Origin of the sequence: Rhizobium oryziradicis (assembly GCF_001939045.1) — a bacterium.
Classification (GTDB): domain Bacteria; phylum Pseudomonadota; class Alphaproteobacteria; order Rhizobiales; family Rhizobiaceae; genus Allorhizobium; species Allorhizobium oryziradicis.
Genome location: NZ_MKIM01000028.1, coordinates 670,258 through 688,348 on the forward strand (window position 1 = coordinate 670,258; position 18,091 = coordinate 688,348).

20 protein-coding genes are annotated in these 18,091 nt (G+C 53.1%); 4 read left to right on the forward strand and 16 right to left on the reverse strand.

Annotated features, from left to right (window positions below; genetic code table 11):
- The first annotated feature begins 4 nt into the window (after nucleotides 1-4).
- From BJF95_RS18640 to BJF95_RS18655, 4 genes are all read left to right on the forward strand, one after another.
- Nucleotides 5-1,228, forward strand: a complete 1,224-nt coding sequence (locus BJF95_RS18640) for a bifunctional 2-C-methyl-D-erythritol 4-phosphate cytidylyltransferase/2-C-methyl-D-erythritol 2,4-cyclodiphosphate synthase (RefSeq protein ID WP_075640903.1) — start codon at nucleotides 5-7, stop codon at nucleotides 1,226-1,228.
- The gene (locus BJF95_RS18645) at nucleotides 1,225-1,725 is read left to right on the forward strand and encodes a CinA family protein (protein ID WP_075640904.1); all 501 of its coding nucleotides are present in this window, start codon (nucleotides 1,225-1,227) and stop codon (nucleotides 1,723-1,725) included. The genes BJF95_RS18640 and BJF95_RS18645 overlap by 4 nt, the downstream gene beginning before the upstream one ends.
- Nucleotides 1,726-1,880: 155 nt before the next feature.
- Nucleotides 1,881-2,621 carry a hypothetical protein gene (locus BJF95_RS18650; RefSeq protein WP_075640905.1) on the forward strand — a complete coding sequence of 247 codons (741 nt, stop codon included), beginning with the start codon at nucleotides 1,881-1,883 and terminating at the stop codon, nucleotides 2,619-2,621.
- 96 nt (nucleotides 2,622-2,717) lie between these two features.
- Nucleotides 2,718-3,458 (forward strand): hypothetical protein, encoded by a 741-nt coding sequence (locus BJF95_RS18655; RefSeq protein WP_075640906.1) that lies wholly within the window; start codon nucleotides 2,718-2,720, stop codon nucleotides 3,456-3,458.
- Nucleotides 3,459-3,502: 44 nt separating this feature from the next.
- Here BJF95_RS18655 and BJF95_RS18660 read toward each other — a convergent pair whose 3' ends face one another.
- The 16 genes from BJF95_RS18660 to BJF95_RS18735 all read right to left on the reverse strand — a co-directional run bounded on the left by BJF95_RS18660 (nucleotide 3,503) and on the right by BJF95_RS18735 (nucleotide 17,930).
- On the reverse strand, nucleotides 3,503-3,955 hold the full coding sequence (locus BJF95_RS18660; protein WP_075640907.1) for a type II toxin-antitoxin system RatA family toxin: 453 nt from the start codon (nucleotides 3,953-3,955) through the stop codon (nucleotides 3,503-3,505).
- 9 nt (nucleotides 3,956-3,964) lie between these two features.
- Nucleotides 3,965-4,537 (reverse strand): P-loop NTPase family protein, encoded by a 573-nt coding sequence (locus BJF95_RS18665; RefSeq protein WP_075640908.1) that lies wholly within the window; start codon nucleotides 4,535-4,537, stop codon nucleotides 3,965-3,967.
- A gap of 3 nt (nucleotides 4,538-4,540) precedes the next feature.
- Entirely contained in the window at nucleotides 4,541-5,116 is a 576-nt protein-coding gene (locus BJF95_RS18670; protein WP_245297371.1) for a P-loop NTPase family protein, read from the reverse strand.
- An 80-nt stretch (nucleotides 5,117-5,196) separates the two neighbouring features.
- Nucleotides 5,197-6,168, reverse strand: a complete 972-nt coding sequence (lipA, locus tag BJF95_RS18675; protein WP_075640910.1) for a lipoyl synthase — start codon at nucleotides 6,166-6,168, stop codon at nucleotides 5,197-5,199.
- Between the two features lie 42 nt (nucleotides 6,169-6,210).
- Nucleotides 6,211-6,465 (reverse strand): GlsB/YeaQ/YmgE family stress response membrane protein, encoded by a 255-nt coding sequence (locus BJF95_RS18680; protein WP_075640911.1) that lies wholly within the window; start codon nucleotides 6,463-6,465, stop codon nucleotides 6,211-6,213.
- Between the two features lie 65 nt (nucleotides 6,466-6,530).
- The gene (lpdA, locus tag BJF95_RS18685) at nucleotides 6,531-7,976 is read right to left on the reverse strand and encodes a dihydrolipoyl dehydrogenase (RefSeq protein WP_075640912.1); all 1,446 of its coding nucleotides are present in this window, start codon (nucleotides 7,974-7,976) and stop codon (nucleotides 6,531-6,533) included.
- Nucleotides 7,977-8,054: 78 nt separating this feature from the next.
- Nucleotides 8,055-8,321 (reverse strand): HP1242/YdcH family protein, encoded by a 267-nt coding sequence (locus tag BJF95_RS18690; protein ID WP_075640913.1) that lies wholly within the window; start codon nucleotides 8,319-8,321, stop codon nucleotides 8,055-8,057.
- 92 nt (nucleotides 8,322-8,413) lie between these two features.
- Nucleotides 8,414-9,052, reverse strand: a complete 639-nt coding sequence (locus BJF95_RS18695) for an SGNH/GDSL hydrolase family protein (protein WP_075640914.1) — start codon at nucleotides 9,050-9,052, stop codon at nucleotides 8,414-8,416.
- A gap of 15 nt (nucleotides 9,053-9,067) precedes the next feature.
- Nucleotides 9,068-10,393, reverse strand: a complete 1,326-nt coding sequence (locus tag BJF95_RS18700) for a pyruvate dehydrogenase complex dihydrolipoamide acetyltransferase (RefSeq protein WP_075640915.1) — start codon at nucleotides 10,391-10,393, stop codon at nucleotides 9,068-9,070.
- A 15-nt stretch (nucleotides 10,394-10,408) separates the two neighbouring features.
- The gene (locus BJF95_RS18705) at nucleotides 10,409-11,779 is read right to left on the reverse strand and encodes a pyruvate dehydrogenase complex E1 component subunit beta (RefSeq protein ID WP_075640916.1); all 1,371 of its coding nucleotides are present in this window, start codon (nucleotides 11,777-11,779) and stop codon (nucleotides 10,409-10,411) included.
- 18 nt (nucleotides 11,780-11,797) lie between these two features.
- Nucleotides 11,798-12,844, reverse strand: coding sequence for a pyruvate dehydrogenase (acetyl-transferring) E1 component subunit alpha (gene pdhA / locus BJF95_RS18710; protein WP_075640917.1), 1,047 nt, complete (start codon nucleotides 12,842-12,844; stop codon nucleotides 11,798-11,800).
- Nucleotides 12,845-13,021: 177 nt separating this feature from the next.
- Nucleotides 13,022-13,333 carry an FtsB family cell division protein gene (locus BJF95_RS18715; RefSeq protein ID WP_075640918.1) on the reverse strand — a complete coding sequence of 104 codons (312 nt, stop codon included), beginning with the start codon at nucleotides 13,331-13,333 and terminating at the stop codon, nucleotides 13,022-13,024.
- A 200-nt stretch (nucleotides 13,334-13,533) separates the two neighbouring features.
- Entirely contained in the window at nucleotides 13,534-14,808 is a 1,275-nt protein-coding gene (gene eno / locus BJF95_RS18720; protein ID WP_075640919.1) for a phosphopyruvate hydratase, read from the reverse strand.
- A 116-nt stretch (nucleotides 14,809-14,924) separates the two neighbouring features.
- Nucleotides 14,925-15,770 carry a 3-deoxy-8-phosphooctulonate synthase gene (gene kdsA, locus BJF95_RS18725; protein ID WP_075640920.1) on the reverse strand — a complete coding sequence of 282 codons (846 nt, stop codon included), beginning with the start codon at nucleotides 15,768-15,770 and terminating at the stop codon, nucleotides 14,925-14,927.
- Nucleotides 15,767-16,621, reverse strand: coding sequence for a VOC family protein (locus BJF95_RS18730; protein WP_245297372.1), 855 nt, complete (start codon nucleotides 16,619-16,621; stop codon nucleotides 15,767-15,769). Before BJF95_RS18730 ends, kdsA begins: the two co-directional genes overlap by 4 nt.
- A 634-nt stretch (nucleotides 16,622-17,255) precedes the next feature.
- On the reverse strand, nucleotides 17,256-17,930 hold the full coding sequence (locus BJF95_RS18735) for a hypothetical protein (protein WP_075640921.1): 675 nt from the start codon (nucleotides 17,928-17,930) through the stop codon (nucleotides 17,256-17,258).
- Between the last annotated feature and the right edge of the window lie 161 nt (nucleotides 17,931-18,091).

Sequence of the window (18,091 nt, forward strand, 5' to 3'; positions counted from 1 at the left end):
GACTATGGTGCATACTAAAGCGAGTGGAGCAAGGTCAACAGCGGTGATATTGGTCGCCGCAGGCCGTGGTGAACGCGCCGGAGCCTCAATTGAAGGGCCAAAGCAATATCGCACCATTGGCGGAAAACCTGTGATTCTGCATACCGTGCAGAAGTTTCGCACCTATTTGCCCAATGCAACAATCGTTATGGTTATTCATCCCGATGATGAACAACTGCTGGCAAAGGCACTCAAGTCGATTGCGCATCTTAAAGACGAACTCATCGTCACCCATGGCGGCAAGACGCGTCAGCAATCCGCCTTGGCGGGCCTCCATGCGCTGAAGGCCTTAACTCCAGACACCGTATTGATTCACGATGCTGTGCGACCATTTTTTGACCAGATGCTGCTGGATCGGATCACCAAAGCCCTTGATGAGGGCGCTGATGCCGTTTTGCCAGCCATGCCGGTGGCTGATACACTCAAGCGTGGCAACCACGATGGCTTTGTGAGCGATACTGTTTCGCGCGCTGGACTTTTCGCAGCCCAGACACCACAAAGTTTCAACTATGCCAAGATTTTGAACGCGCATGAAAAGGCGGCAGCCTCTGGCCAGGATGATTTTACCGATGATGCCGCCATTGCAGAATGGGCAGGCATGCCGGTGCAATTGGTGGAAGGCCGGGCCGACAACATAAAACTGACTGTAAAGCGAGATATTGAGATGGCCGATGCCCGCCTTTCCACCACGCTACTTCCCGATGTTCGCACTGGCAATGGCTATGATGTGCACCAATTGGTGCCCGGCGATGGTGTCACACTTTGCGGCGTTTTCATTGCTCACACGCAAGCTCTGAGCGGCCATTCCGATGCCGATGTTGCGCTCCACGCGCTAACCGATGCGCTGTTGGCAACCTGCGGCGCTGGCGACATTGGGGATCATTTCCCGCCGTCTGACCCACAATGGCGCGGTGCTGCCTCGCGCATTTTTCTGGAACACGCCGCAAAAATAGTGCGCGATGCTGGCGGCACGATTATGAATGCAGACATTTCGCTGATTGCCGAAGAGCCGAAAATCGGCCCACACCGGCTGACCATGCGCGAAAAGCTCTCTGAAATTCTGGATATTTCGCTCGACCGCTGCTCGGTAAAAGCCACCACCAATGAAAAAATTGGCTTTGTTGGTCGCGGTGAAGGCATTGCGGCCATTGCAACGGCAACCGTGGTTTTTCAAGGCAAGCCCCAATGAACCTGTTTCCTTCTGATCTCGAACATATGGCTCAAACTATCATTGCCGATTTCACCAAACGTGGCCTGACAATTGCGACTGCGGAATCATGCACCGGCGGCCTGATTGCGGGGCTCCTCACCGAGATTGCCGGATCATCAGCCGTTGTTGATCGGGGTTTTGTAACCTACTCCAATCAGGCCAAAACGGACATGCTGGGCGTACCCGCTCTCACACTGGAAACCTATGGTGCGGTATCTCGCGAAACAGCCATAGCCATGGCCCATGGCGCACTTTATCGCTCAGGCGGATCGGTGGCCATTGCCGTCACCGGCATTGCAGGCCCCGGGGGGGGCACGGCGGAAAAGCCTGTGGGGCTAGTACATTTGGCTGCCACTAAACGCACGGGACAATTGATTCACCTAAAGATGCAATACGGCACGCGAACCCGCGACATCATCCGACAAGAAACCATAAAAACAGCGCTTTCAATGTTGAGTGACATTGCCAGCACCTAAGGAGGCTCTCTCCCAAAAGCGACATTTCGCAACTCAGAGGTGATTTTTCGGAGCATTCTAACTCACAACCTCTGGAAAATCGCCGGATCCCCTCTATTTTCCCGTGTCATTTCCTTTTGCAAGCATGATTTAAGGCTTTTCGCGGGATAAATCAGATGATCTCTTGGACTATATTCAAGCATTCCCTAAATTTAATCAAAGACAACAAGAACGCCGCTTTAAAGATCACGCTCCCTTTTATCGTCGTGACGCTTCTTATGCATACCATGCTGATTTTTGAGGCGTCGACTGACTTCTTTAACGCCGCTATTTTTTCCAGATTTATGTTGTTTGCTTATCTAATCTTTGCCGTGATTAGCTACCCTTGGATTGCAGTGGCATGGCATCGATATATTTTGATTGATGATTATCCAAGCCTTCTACCGCGCTTTCATGGGCCACAGATATTCCGTTATCTCGTCACTGGAACAGCTATTAGCCTTTTGCTGGTGATATGTGCGCTACCATTCTTTATTTTTTCCCATCTCTTGGCGCTGACTCAATCTCTTGTGTACGCGGTTTTGATCATTGCATCGCTTGGTATAGTCGTCTCATCCGTTATTATGATGCGCCTTTCCACCATTCTACCTGCCGCAGCCTTGAATGAGCGAAGATCATTTGGTGAAATATGGACTGTAACGCGGGGTCATACGAAAACATTCGTAGCACTGTTGATTATGATTTTCTTCGCCAATGCTCCCATGAAAATCATCTCAATCATCCTCGCAAATGCCCAATTGCCGCTGGTATCACTTCTATGGGATACATTTTCCGGCTTTGCGATTGTCATGATCGGATTATCCGTCATCACAACGCAATACGGTTATTTCGTCGAGAACAGACCTTTGCAAGAGTAGAATTACACTCTTGCGTTTCAAGCTCTCGAATCTCGAGAAATTTTGGAAAAAAATGCAGTTTATTGTACGATTATAACACTATAGGGGGGAGACTGAATGAAATCCTGGGCAATTTTCCAACACTCCCTGAAGATGATTATCAGACATTGGACAATTGCACTTAGAATAACGTTACCTTTCGCTCTCATCACCTTGCTTTTTCAAGCGGTCGCACCAATCAGAGATATCTCGCCTCAAGCAGAAACGAGCACCTTTTCAATTGTGATCAATATTGCCATTTTTATGTATGGTTGCCTCAGCTATCTCTGGATTGCTGTTCTGTGGCACAGATACATCTTGCTCGTCGAGCATCCAAAGCCTATTCCAAAATTCTGGGGTGCCAACATTGCGTCTTATTTTGGAAAATCATTTCTGATCTGTCTGGTGACTTTGCCCGCCTTGATGCCACTCGCACTGGCAACCATGATACTCAAAAATCTCACATACGATTGGCCGTGGCTTTCAATCGCATTTGGTGCGATCGGGTCGTGCTTTGTCGCAATCGTGTTTTTGCGACTTTCATCGATACTGCCCGGTGCCGCCATCGATTGTTATCACTCTTTGCATGATGCGGTCGCTGCCACCAAGGGCCAAAGCCTCACAATCCTCGGAGTCGGCATAATGCTGACACTCTCGCTAATGCCATTGCACATCATCTCCGTGTTCATGGAAAGCGCACCCGCAGTCGTTGCCTCTCTTTGGAACATCCTGTCTGGAGTTGCAGAGATCGTGATTTACATATCCGTCATCACCACTCTCTATTCATATTATGTCGAGAAGAAATCGATGGTGATTTAGGGCATCGCGCCCAAAAAATCGAAACTGGGCGATGCGCCAAAGCGTCACTCGGTGCCATAAATCTTGTCAGCCCGCGCCTCGAATGCCTCCGTGAACATGCGAAAGGCGCGATCAAACATGGAGCCCATGACGGCACCCAGAATGCGGCTTTTGAATTCGTAATCGATGAAGAAATGCACAGTGCAGCCGCCATCAGCCGTTTCTTCAAATCGCCAGCGGTTATCGAGATATTTGAACGGGCCTTCGATATACTTCACATCAATGGCACGCTCATCGGGCTTGAGCAGCACCTGGGTGGTGAATGTCTCGCGGATGGCCTTATAACCCACCGACATATTGGCAATGAGCAACTCCTTGCCGTCGCGCTCCTTGCGAGACTGGATGGAGAGTGCATCGCAGAGCGGCACAAATTCGGGATAGCGCTCAATATCCGCAACCAGCGCATACATGCGATCGGGAGAGTGCTTTACAGGACGGCGGGTTTCAAACTTTGGCATAAATGGCACTTAAGCCTGCACGCCGACAAGATCAAGAAGCCGAGCCACATCCCGGCGTGATTTTAACACAAAAACCGGCACTTGCGGGCCGTAGAGGTCAAAATTGCGGATAAAAATCGGCGCGTGCTTGCGCTCGAAATTCCAGATGTAGGTTAGAAAGTCGCGATCAGGCCACTTTTCCACGCATCCGGGGGCCATATCAATTCTTGTCTTACCCAGATTGTGAAACGCGCGCCGATAAACACCCAGCAGGCAAAGCCAACGGGGCATACGCACCCAAAGAACCAAATCAGTGCGCGGCAAACGAAGATCGAAGCTTGACGGATTGCTGCCATCCATCAGCCAGCGTTCCTGTGAAATTTTATCCTCGATGATATTGCGCTGCTGAGAACGTGTGCGCTTTTGCCATCCTGGCAACCAGAAGATATCACGATCAAGCGATACAAATTGGAAGCCAAATCGATGGCAAAGCTTCATTGACAGCGTGCTTTTGCCGCCACCAGAACAGCCAACCACCATCACGCGCTGGCTGCTTCTCAAAATGTCAGCAGCATCTTCGACACTTTGCAGGTAATGCACCATATCTTACACCTCACGGTGGTTTTTGGCCAATTCCGACAACAGCTCTGCACTTTGCTTGCGAGATGTCACCATAATCACCGGGAGGTCTCCTCGCGCCTTTTCAAACTGCTCCTGAAACTGCGGCACCTCTTTGGCCTCAAAGTTCCAGACATATTTCAAAAACGCCCAGTCAATTTTTTCCGGGCAGCCTTCCGCCATTTCCGGCCGCACTGTGCCGTGATATTTGAACCAGCGCGAGAAAACACCGTAAAGGGACACAGCGCGCGGTGGCCGCATCCAGATGACCAGATCGGCACGGGCCAATCTCGCCGGCAAGGTGCCGGGGCTATTGCCATCAATGATCCAGCGGTCACCTGCAATGAAGCCTTTCATCCGTTCAACGGCTTCTGGCCTTGGCCGGAGTTTCCATCCCGACAGCCAAAACACATCGCGATCCATGGAAATGTAGGTGAGGTTGAAAAGGCGGCATAGCGCTTGAGACAATGTGCTCTTGCCGCTGCCCGAGCAGCCGATCACACAAATGCGCCGGGCGTCTCTCACAAGGCTTGCCGCCTCAGGGCCCGTTTTGAGATATTTCACCAATGCCGCAACCCTGAAACGTTAAAACCCGACGTTTATAAGCGTCGGGTCTCAAACCATGCAAGGCTGTTACAAAAATTTCACTCGGCAGCGGCCAGCAGCTTCTTTTCCCGGTTGGCTCTCAACCGTGCAAAATCATCGCCAGCGTGGTGCGACGAGCGGGTCAGCGGGCTGGACGACACCATCAAAAAGCCCTTGGTATAGGCAATATCCTCATAGGACTTGAATTCTTCCGGCGTCACAAATTTCTCGACCTTGTGATGCTTGCGCGTCGGCTGGAGATATTGGCCGATGGTCAGAAAGTCCACATCCGCAACCCGCAGGTCATCCATCAATTGCAGCACTTCGTTGCGCTCCTCACCAAGGCCGACCATAATGCCGGATTTGGTGAACATGCTTGGATCCAGCTCTTTCACGCGCTGCAACAGGCGCACGGAGTGGAAATAGCGCGCACCGGGACGCACGGTGAGGTAATTGCCGGGCACGGTTTCCATATTGTGGTTGAACACATCTGGCTTGGCCGCAACAACACGTTCCAACGCACCCGGCTTTTTCAAAAAGTCCGGTGTGAGAATTTCAATGGTGGTCAACGGCGAGGCTTCGCGGATAGCCCAGATGGCCTTTTCAAAATGTTCTGCACCACCATCGTCCAGATCATCACGGTCCACCGAGGTGATGACCACATGAGAAAGCCCCATTTGTTTCACAGCCTTTGCGATATTCGCAGGCTCATCCATATCAAGCGCATTCGGCTTGCCGGTGGCAACGTTGCAAAACGCACAGGCGCGGGTGCAGATTTCGCCCATGATCATAAAGGTGGCGTGTTTCTTTTCCCAACATTCGCCGATGTTGGGGCAGCCAGCCTCTTCGCACACAGTCACTAGCTTGTGGCTGCGCACCAGATCACGGGTTTCCTGATAGCCCTTGGAGGTGGGAGCCTTGACGCGAATCCACTCCGGCTTGCGCTGCACTTCGGTGTCGGGCTTGTGGGCCTTTTCCGGGTGGCGAACGCGCTTTTCAGGAGCCTGAGTTCTATCGAGGATCGTGACCATGATTTTGACCTGTCCAAGCCGCAGCTCTGCGGCAGTAAAAATTTAGCGGCGCACCAGTTTGGCCACAAACAGCAGAAGGCTTGCGCCCACAAAACTGGTGATTAGATAGCCGAGCCAATCACCTTCCACGAAAATTCCAAACCGGCGGAAAATCGCAGACGCCAGAGCGGCACCAACAATGCCGATGATGATATTCATGAAAATGCCAAAGCGCATATCCATGAGCTTACCAGCCAACCAACCGGCAAGACCGCCGACGATGATTGTCATGAACCAGCCTAATTCAAACCCAGTCATCGCCTGCTCCTTATGTGCTTCCTGCCGACTATATAGGCGGCAGGAAGCCTAATCGCAACCAACTCTTAGGCGTTCAGCACTTTGCCATAAGCATCCAGCACGCTTTCCTTCATCATTTCCGACAGGGTCGGATGCGGGAAGATGGTGTGCATCAGTTCTTCTTCGGTGGTTTCCAAATTCATGGCCACCACAAAACCCTGGATCAGCTCGGTGACTTCCGCACCAACCATGTGCGCGCCAATCAATTCGCCGGTCTTCTTGTCAAAGATCGTCTTGATCATGCCATTGTCTTCGCCAAGCGCAATCGCCTTGCCATTGGCGTTGAAGTTATAACGGCCTACGCGGATGTCGCGGCCCTGTTCCTTGGCCTTGGCTTCCGTGAGGCCAACGGATGCGACCTGCGGGTTGCAATAGGTGCAGCCGGGGATCATCGACTTGTTCATGGGGTGAACATTGGGCAGACCAGCAATCTTTTCAACGCAGATCACGCCTTCATGCTCGGCCTTATGAGCCAGCATTGGCGGGCCAGCCACGTCGCCTATGGCGTATAGGCCTGGCACGTTGGTCTTGCCATAACCGTCGATGACAATGCAACCACGATCGGTCTTGACGCCCAGCGTTTCAAGGCCGAGATTTTCGATATTACCCTGCACGCCAACAGCGGAGATCAGACGATCCGCCGTGATCTGCTGCACCTTGCCGTCCTTGGTTTCCACATGGGCGGTGACAGAGTTTGCACCCTTTTCAACCTTGGAAACCTTGGCCTCGGTGATGATCTTCATGCCGCGCTTTTCCAAAGCCTTGCGAGCAATGGTAGAAATTTCAACATCTTCCACCGGCATGATGTTGGCCATCAGCTCAACCACCGTCACATCCACGCCCATGGAGCGATAGAAGGAGGCGAATTCGATGCCGATCGCGCCAGAGCCCATCACCACGAGAGATTTCGGCATGAAATCCGGCTTCATGGCTTCGAAATAGGTCCAGATCAGCTTGCCATCTGGCTCGATGCCGGGCAGTGCGCGTGGGCGTGCGCCTGTGGCAACAATGATGTGCTTGGCAGTGTAGGTGCCCTCACCCAAAACGCCCTTCGGCACAGGGTTCTGTGGCTGCACGGCAGGCTTGGAGGTTTTACCAACTACGACCTCGCCGGGCTTGGTCAGCTTGGCTTCGCCCCAGATCACGTCAATCTTGTTTTTCTTCATCAGGAAGGCGACGCCGCCGTTGAGGCGCGCGGATACGCCGCGCGAACGGGCAACAACGTCTTTCACATCTGCGGTCATCGTGCCGTTCAGCGTCAGACCATAGCTCTTGGCATGATTGGCGTGATCGAGAATTTCAGCCGAACGCAGCAGCGCCTTTGTAGGGATACAGCCCCAGTTCAGGCAGATACCGCCCAGATGTTCCCGCTCAACAATCGCGGTTTTCAGGCCGAGCTGGGCGGCACGGATCGCGGTGACATAGCCGCCGGGGCCAGACCCGATGATGATGACGTCATAAGCATTCGACATGGGCGTTTCCACTCCTCGGTTTCTTGCGGCAACCACCGCTCGGTGATTGCCGGTCACGGGATTGGAAGCGCCTCCGGCTTATACTTCCGGCGTTTCGGCTTCCGGTTCATGGTGAACCAGCATCCCGTAGATTTCATCTTTGAGCCGCATCCGGTTTTTCCGCAGGTCTTCCATATGGAAGTCGTCTACCGGCTCTATATTTGTTTCAGCGCGATGAATTTTCCCGTTTACGTCATGGTAGCTGTCAAACAATCTGGCAAAATGCCCATCGGTCATTTTCAAATGATGGATCAGCGCCACAAATTCAGGAAATTCAGCCGTCAACTCATGCGGTGTGTTTGCCATGATCTCTTCTCCTCTTCAGGTGTATGAGATCAGCTTACGCACTCCGCAAAATACCTCCTTGATGTTGATCAACGCGGTTACATCCAGCCGCGTTAAACACCCAATATCACCCGAACGACCGGCTCAAGACCGCGCCCGACAGCGCGTGTATTGTCGGCATCCAGATGAATGCCATCCAGCGGCGAACATTGCGCCACCGAACTGGCATCAAAAAAACTGCAATCCATTTCATCGGCCAGATCACTGTAGAGACTGGCGACCATGGCTGATTCATCCAGCGCATCGCGAAACATCGCCGCAAATGGCTCATTGGCTGTTTCACAAATCACCGGCGGGGCAACGATCAGAATATCCGGCCCATCGGTTTCCATGGGCCAGGCATGATGACGAATAAGCTGCACCAGCCGCTTCATGCCCTTTGTCGCGGCGTGGGCCGTGCCAGCCGGCCCACGTTTCAAATCGTTGGTGCCCAAAAACAGGATCACCAGATCCAGCGGCGCATGAGTTGCCAAAACGCTCGGCAACAGCTTCACGCCATTGCGTTCGCAATCGGCCAGATAATCATCATAAGCGGTGGTGCGTCCGTTCAAACCCTCGGCAGTCACCGTCACCTCTGGCCCCAGCGCCTTTTGCAAGACACTCGGCCAGCGGTTCTGATACGCATGCCGACCGAGGGATACGGGATCGTACCCCCAGGTCAGACTATCGCCGTAGCAAAGAACGGATTTCATGCCACCTCTTTCAGGTCAGACCAGCATACCCATCGGGCTTTCGATGTAGCGCTTGAAGGCTCCGAGAAGTTCGGCACCCAAGGCTCCATCGACGGCGCGGTGGTCGGTGGACAGCGTGACGGTCATGACGTTGGCGATTTTCATTTCGCCCTTCTTCACAACAACGCGCTCTTCACCGGCACCAATGGCCAGAATCGTCGCATGCGGTGGATTGACCACAGCTGCGAAATTCTTGACGCCCATCATGCCCATATTGGACACGGCCGTGGTGCCGCCCTGATATTCCTCAGGCTTGAGCTTGCGTTCCTTGGCGCGCTTGCCCAGATCCTTCATCTCGTTGGAGATGGCAGACAAGCTCTTCAGCTCGGCCTGACGGATGATCGGGGTGATCAGACCGCCGGGGATCGACACAGCTACACCAACATCGGCGTGCTTGTGCTTGACCATATTGCTGTCTGTCCAAGATACGTTGGCATCCGGCACATCGCGCAGCGCCAGCGCCATGGCCTTGATGACCATATCGTTGACCGAGAGCTTGTAGACCGGCTTGCCATCCTTTTCAGGCGCAGAACCGTTGAGCTGAGCGCGCAGTGCCAGCAGGGCATCCAGTTCGCAATCTACGGACACGTAGAAATGCGGAATGGTCTGCTTGGATTCTTGCAGGCGCTTGGCAATGGTCTTGCGCATGCCGTCGTGCGGAACCAACTCGTAAGAGCCTTCCGAGAACAGCTTGAGCACAGCCTCTTCCGACATGCCCTTAGCAAGAGCAGGAGCAGGTGCGCTGGCTGGAGCAGCCGCGGGAGCCGCAGCAGCTGGCTTTGCACCACCGGTGCTGACAGCTTTCTCGATGTCGCTCTTGACGATACGGCCATGTGGGCCGGAACCGGCAACAGCCTTGAGGTCAAGACCGGCTTCCTTGGCCAAACGGCGCGCCAGCGGCGAAGCAAACACGCGTTCACCGGAATGGGCAACAGCCTGAGTTGGAGCAGGTGCCGCAGCCGCCGCTGCTGACTTTTCAGCCTCAGGAGCTTCCGCCTTGGCCTCTGCCTTCGCAGGAGCCGCTGCACCGCCACCAGCGGCAGCCGCAGACACGTCTTCACCGTCAGCAGCGAGGACGGCAATCAAGGCATTGACCTTGACGCCTTCGGTGCCAGCCGGAACAACCAGCTTGGCAACAACGCCCTCGTCAACGGCTTCCACTTCCATGGTTGCCTTGTCTGTTTCAATCTCGGCAATCACATCGCCAGACTTGACGGTGTCGCCTTCCTTGACCAGCCACTTGGCCAGATTGCCCTCTTCCATGGTGGGAGAGAGGGCCGGCATGGTGATATTGATCGGCATATGCCTCGCCTCCCCTTATTTGTAGCAGACGGCTTTGACGGCCTGGACCACTTCGCCGACATTCGGCAGAGCGAGCTTTTCAAGGTTGGCAGCGTATGGCATCGGAACGTCCTTGCCAGCGATGGTCAACACAGGGGCATCAAGGTAATCAAAGGCTTCGCGCTGGATGCTGTTGGCCACGAAATCGCCAACCGACGACTGCGGATAACCTTCTTCCACCACAACCAGACGGCCGGTCTTCTTCACTGACTCGATAACCGTCGGCAGGTCCATCGGACGGATGGTGCGCAAGTCGATCAACTCAACGTCAATGCCGAGCTTGGTCAGTTCTTCCACGGCCTTGGTCGCATAGGTCATGCCAATGCTCCAGGACACAATGGTCACGTCCTTGCCGGTCTTGTGAATGCGCGCCTTGCCAATTGGCAGAACTAAATTATCCATCTTCGGCACATCAAAGCTGTGGCCATAGAGAATTTCGTTTTCAAGGAAGATGATCGGGTTTGGATCGCGAATGGCAGCCTTCAGCAAGCCCTTGGCATCTGCCGCCGTGTAAGGCGAGATCACCTTAAGGCCGGGAATCTGGCTATACCATGCAGCATAATCCTGGCTGTGCTGGGCACCAACGCGGGCAGCAGCACCGTTTGGACCACGGAACACGATTGGCGCACCCATCTGACCGCCAGACATATAAAGTGTCTTGGCAGCAGAATTGATAATCTGGTCAATCGCCTGCATGGCGAAGTTGAATGTCATAAATTCAACGATTGGACGCAGACCCGCCATGGCAGCACCAACCGCCACACCGGCAAAACCATGCTCGGTAATAGGCGTATCAACAACGCGGCGATCACCAAACTCGGCCAGCAAGCCCTGCGTAATCTTGTAAGCGCCCTGATATTCGGCCACTTCTTCACCAATGATGAAGACATCTTCATTGGCGCGCATTTCTTCGGCCATGGCTTCGCGCAGTGCTTCACGCACGGTCATCGACACCATTTCCGTGCCTTCTGGAATAGAAGGATCAGATTCTGCCTTCGAGACCGGTGCCGCTGGAACCGGCGCAGATGCAGGCTTATCTTCCTGCACAGCAGCAGGTGCCGCAGCTTCTTCTTTGGGTGCAGCAGCCGCAGAATCGGCGCTCTCGCCGTCTTGCAACAAAACAGCAATCGGCGTGTTGACCTTGACGTTTTCAGTGCCAGCCGCAATCAGCAGCTTGCCGATAACGCCTTCGTCAACGGCTTCCACTTCCATGGTTGCCTTATCGGTTTCAATTTCAGCAATCACATCGCCGGACTTAACAGAATCGCCTTCCTGCTTCAGCCACTTGGAAAGAGTACCCTCTTCCATGGTTGGCGACAGGGCGGGCATGAGAATATTGACGGACATGGATAAACCCTCCCTCGCTTACAACAGGATGTCGGTGTAGAGCTCGGACGCATCCGGCTCTTTATCGGCTTGCGCAAAATCGGCACTATCGGCCACAATGTCGCGCACTTCCTTGTCGATCAGCTTGAGATCGTCTTCGCTGGCCCAGCCCTGCTCCATCAGGCGGATTTTAACCTGCTCGATAGGATCATGCTCGGAGCGCATTTTCTGCACTTCATCCTTGGAGCGATACTTGGCCGGGTCGGACATGGAGTGACCGCGATAACGGTAGGTTTCCATTTCCAGAATAACCGGACCCTTGCCCGAACGGCAATGATCAACAGCCTGTTCTGCGGCAGCCAAAACAGCGCGCACATCCATACCATCGACCTTCATGCCGGGGATATTGAACGAAACGCCGCGCTGGGAGAAATCGGTTTGGGCCGATGCGCGCGCAACGGACGTACCCATGGCGTAGCGATTATTCTCGATCACGTAGATAACCGGCAGGTTCCACAGGCGAGCCATGTTGAAGCTCTCATAAACCTGACCCTGATTGGCAGCGCCGTCACCGAAGTAAGCGAGCGAAACATTGTCGTTGCCGCGATAGCGATTGGCGAAAGCCAGACCCGTGCCCAACGATACCTGCGCGCCAACGATGCCGTGGCCGCCGTAGAAGTTCTTCTCTTTGGAGAACATGTGCATGGAGCCGCCCTTGCCCTTTGACAAGCCGCCCCGACGCCCGGTCAACTCCGCCATAACGCCGCGTGCACTCATGCCACAGGCCAGCATGTGGCCGTGGTCACGGTAACCGGTGATCACCTGATCGCCTTCTTTCAGCGCCAGTTGCATGCCAACAACAACGGCTTCCTGACCGATGTAAAGATGACAGAAACCACCAATGAAGCCCATGCCATAGAGCTGACCCGCTTTTTCTTCAAAGCGGCGAATCAACAGCATTTCGCGGTAAGCCTTGAGCTCCTGATCGCGATCAAACTCCACGATAGAACCTTCGACGAATTCGCCCTTAGCAGGCTTGGCCGTATTCTTCCGGCCAGAAGCAGTCGCGTTAGTGCGCGGTGCCATTCATCCCTCCCTGAGTTGTGTAAGGGTTTTTTAGTTGGCACCACCATATTCAAGAAACGGGAAAGTCGCAATGCATTAAATGCATGCCTTGTATTCCGTATAAACAACAGAAAACAAACAGTTTTTTAAGATTAACTGAATTTCAGTTAATTTCGAAATCCATAAAATAGAATGGGTTTATCGGTTGAAAATCACAATTTCATTGGGCTTGGACATATTGAGCTGATAACGCGCTTTCTCGTCCATCATATCGCGATCGAGCGAACCATCACTCAAAAGCCGAACCTGAGTCTCAAGCTTTTTTCGCGCATGGACAAGGCTTGCAAGCTCGGTATTGCGCGTTGCCAGCAGCACATCAAGCTTTTCGCCAGCCTTGAGGCCGTAATCGCCGTGAATACTGTGATAACCGAAATATCCGAGAAATGCGATGGTGACGGCGGGAAGAACGAGCCGGCCGAATTTTCTGTTTTTATGGTGGCGTGTCCACATATTGGCTAAGGCCCTGCAACGCAAAACTGTTGAACGTGAGCATCATGCTCCGATACTGCCGCGCAATGCCGCTATCGGCACCGAACATTGCGACCTTAGACCAATATGCTTAACCGATCGTTGACCATAGCGCCGAGGCACAAAAAAGCCCGCACCGAAATGATCGGTGCGGGCGCAAAAATCATAGCTTTGACGGCCAATCAGCCCTTCAAAATGGAGGTGCCAGCATAGGATGCCTGCAAGCCCAGCATTTCTTCAATACGGATCAACTGGTTGTACTTTGCCAGACGGTCAGAGCGCGACAGCGATCCCGTTTTGATCTGGCCGCAGTTGGTGGCAACCGCCAGATCAGCAATGATCGAATCTTCTGTCTCGCCAGAGCGGTGCGACATAACGGCGGTGTAGCCAGCCTTATGGGCGGTTTCGACAGCATCCAGCGTCTCGGACAATGAGCCGATCTGGTTGACCTTCACCAGAATGGAGTTTGCAACACCCATGCGGATGCCATCGCGCAGACGTGCCGAATTGGTCACAAACAGGTCGTCACCAACAAGCTGTGTCTTGTCACCGATTTTGTCGGTCAGGTATTTCCAGCCAGCCCAATCGTCTTCGCCCATGCCGTCTTCAATGGAGATGATGGGGTATTTACCGGCCAGTTCAGCCAGGTAATCTGCCATGGCTTCAGGCTCAAGGGTGCGGCCTTCGCCAGCCAGCACATATTTGCCATCCTTGAAGAATTCCGTGGAAGCGCAATCGAGCGCCAGATACATGTCTTCGCCGGGGCGGTAGCCAGCCTTTTCGATAGACTTCATAATGAAATCAAGCGCTTCTGGCGCGCTCTTCAAGCCAGGCGCAAAGCCGCCTTCATCGCCAACATTGGTGTTGAAGCCTTGCGACGACAGCTCTTTCTTCAGCGTGTGGAACACTTCCGAACCCATGCGGATCGCATCACGGATATTGTCCGTGCCAACCGGCATGATCATGAATTCCTGAAAGTCGATTGGGTTATCGGCATGGGCACCGCCGTTGATGATGTTCATCATTGGCACAGGCAGAACATGGGCGTTCGGGCCACCAGCATAGCGATAGAGCGGCAGGCCAGACGCTTCAGCAGCCGCCTTGGCAACTGCCAACGATACGCCCAGAATGGCGTTTGCACCGAGGCGCGACTTGTTTGGCGTGCCGTCCAGTTCGATCATGATGTTGTCGATCATGATCTGGTTTTCAGCGTCATGACCGCCAATGGCTTCATAAATTTCGCCATTAACAGCTTCAACAGCCTTTTCGACGCCCTTGCCGAGGTAACGCTTGCCACCGTCGCGCAGTTCAACCGCTTCGTGGGCACCTGTGGATGCGCCCGATGGAACCGCTGCGCGGCCCATGCTGCCGTCTTCCAGATAAACGTCAACTTCAACGGTTGGATTGCCACGGCTGTCGAGAATTTCGCGGGCAATAATGTCGGTAATAGCGGTCATGTTCGCTCCCTGCTGTGTAGATTGACAGGGCAATGTGTCGCCCCATCTGAACCGATTGAATTGTCTTAACCGATGAAAGAAAAATTACAATGACAGTCGATGATGGAATATCGGTATCATACCGCTTTGGTTACCGCATCATAAGCCAACAGCCTGCCCAGCAATCGTTCAAGATCATTGAGATACACCATATTCGGGCCATCTGATGGCGCGTTATCCGGATCTTGATGTGATTCGATAAACAGGCCGGCAACGCCCACAGCCACAGCGGCACGAGCCAAAGTCTCAACAAACTCACGCTGACCACCACTTGATCCGCCCTGGCCGCCCGGTTGCTGCACCGAGTGAGTCGCATCAAACACCACCGGCGCGCCGAAACCTGCCATGATTGGCAGGGACCGCATATCCGACACCAGCGTGTTATAGCCAAAGGAAGCGCCGCGCTCGCACAGCATCACATTGGGATTGCCTGAGAACGTGATTTTTTCCATCACGTTCTTCATATCCCAAGGGGCCAAAAACTGGCCCTTCTTGATGTTAATGGCACGACCTGTCTCGGCAGCCGCCACCAGAAGATCGGTCTGGCGGCACAAAAACGCGGGGATTTGCAGCACATCCACCACGCTTGCCACTTCAGCACACTGATCTTCGCGGTGAATATCGGTCAAAACCGGAAAGCCGAATTCCTTCTTCAACTCTTCGAAAACCTGCAAGCCTTTTTCAAGACCAATGCCGCGACCGGCCTTCAAGGACGTGCGATTGGCCTTATCGAAAGACGATTTATAGACCAGTCCAATGCCCAGCTTGTCGCAGATTTCCTTGATGCTGCCCGCCATCATGAAGGCGTGTTCACGGCTCTCCATCTGGCATGGACCGCAGATCAGCGAAAAACGCGCCGCATTTGAAAACGAAACTTGGCGATTGCCTTCGCCGACAACAACTGTCGAATTAGGGGACGTCATAACGCATTCTCCTCAAACAGGAAGGTAACACCCTGCCCAGGTGCTGCCTGGACGACAATCTCGTCCTGTGTTCTTACATGGCACACGCCATTAGCAGCCAGAACGGCCTCTGTCACCTTAAGATCGGCCACGGTAAACACCAGTGCAAGCACAACAATGCCAATACTGGCATCATTGCCCACAACAACCTCAACGGACATGTTGCGCGCATCAAAGGCATGCCCATTGGTGATCTCGCGGCTGGCCCGGCCGAACACCGGCGTCATCAACTCCTGATAATTTTTATGGCCGGTTTGCATGAGAACGCGCTTAACGCCCAACACGCCATTGGCATGCGTTTCCAGCGCGTCCCTATCGACCGGCAAGGGATTTAACCGCTGGCACGCGAACAAAAAGAATGTCTCGACCAAAGGCTCAATCGCAAATGCGAGGCGAAAGCTGCTGATGCTTTCCTGTCCATCTGGCAAACGCACCGGGCGGGAAAATTCCAGAATATCGCCTGATGCGCCCACTCCGGCCGCCGCAAAAGCGGCGTGATCAGCGATCGCATCTTCGGATTGCACCACAATGGCAGAAAGGCCCTCGGCACGATGTTGGCGAAACACCTTGTCGCGCGCAACAAACAGATTTCCATTGGTGATGGCACCTTCTGCCTCTGCTGCGTCAACAACAGCCAGAGGCTCGAGATAGGTGTTGTCAGGCAGGAATATACAGGCGTTTTCAGTGCCAAAGGGATGACGCCCATTGGCCGCAACACAAAAACCAAGTGATTGCAAACGCGCCCGCGCGATTTCGAGATCAGACACAGGCAGGACCAGATGATCTACTGAACGAATATTGCTTTGCACCACGGCCCTTGTCCTGACTCAATTTGATCACCAGCCACATCCAATTCATGACAATGTGGAGCAATTGTTGAGGTTGTGTGTAAATCATGCACACACAAATAAAAATTAATAGAGAATGAAGCTCTCCGAAGGAAACTCCATTTTTGGGAGGTTTTTCGGACAACAAAAAGAGGATAAAAAACGCTTCTTCGAAGCAAAATTACTGAAAAAAACACAGATACAAAATAGTATATTTAAGAAATTTAAAATATTAAAGTCATGATGAATTCTAGAGCCACATAGAGCGTTGATGTCACGACAGAATATGTAAAAACCATAAACAAAACCATTCTCATGTACTTAATTTCGAAATATGGGTCAACACATGCACCTGCACGCATCGAGACGGGATTCTTGATCCGCAAAAGACGAAATCTAGACTTTTTTAAAGAAAACTCTCCACAACGGCGCTGTAACGCTTTAAATCTGCTGCATAATTTTATCCTTAAATCGATTCCGATTTATGGAATTATACAGTAGTCCGAAAACCGGTTTCCAATTTTCGGACCAAAGCTGTAAAGCGCGGCTCTGAGGCCCCAGTCAAACGCGTCGCATTTTAGGCACGTGTCACGCCGCGCTTCACCATTGATGATGGAGTTCACTTCAATGCGGGTGGCGTAAAATCCAGCACATGACGGGTATAACTTTCGACCACCATGCTGATAGGCGCGCCGTCTGGCAGGCTCAAAAGAGCTTTATGCTCGATAACATGGTTGGGCAGTTCAAGTGTCTTATCGGTGGCGGCAGGAATCGCTGCGCCCATATCCCAGCCTTCAGGCAGAGGTTGCCATAGCAATTTTGCCGAGAGCGTGTGACGCTGAAAGTTCAACGGTTTGACCACACGGCCAAATGCAGCGTCGGTGGTTTCCAGTGCCTTGTTCATATCGGCAGTCAGACGCGATGGCACATACCAGTTATCGGCATCAGACAACACACGTTCACCACACATCAGGCGCACGCGGCGATAGCCGACTTTTTCCGTCTCGCTGACCTTCAAGGCTGCACGGATCTCTGTGGTTGCTGGCTTATCGACGCCCTTCACAGGCTCTGCAACAATTTTGGCGTGATCGGCGAGCTTATGATCACTGCACCAGCGATCAAGCGTCAGCGTGGCGCTGTCGTGACTGAGCAGATCAGCATTGAGCGACTGCAGCACGGCAAGCGCCGACACCCGCGCAATCGGCGTATCCGGCCATGATGCCGATTGTGCTGCAAAGCTGCCAGAAGACGCCATCGTTGAGACAACCACCACGGTTAAAAATAGATTCCGCATATAACCTCCTGAAAATATTTAGCATTCTGCAAAATACAGAATGTGTATCACACCATCACGAGATCATGACGAACAGATGTCGACCCTGCTTCACCCCTCGAAAAAAGGGACTTAGGATCGACATCCAGGACGTGGGCAAACGCCATGTCACTTTAAGTTTG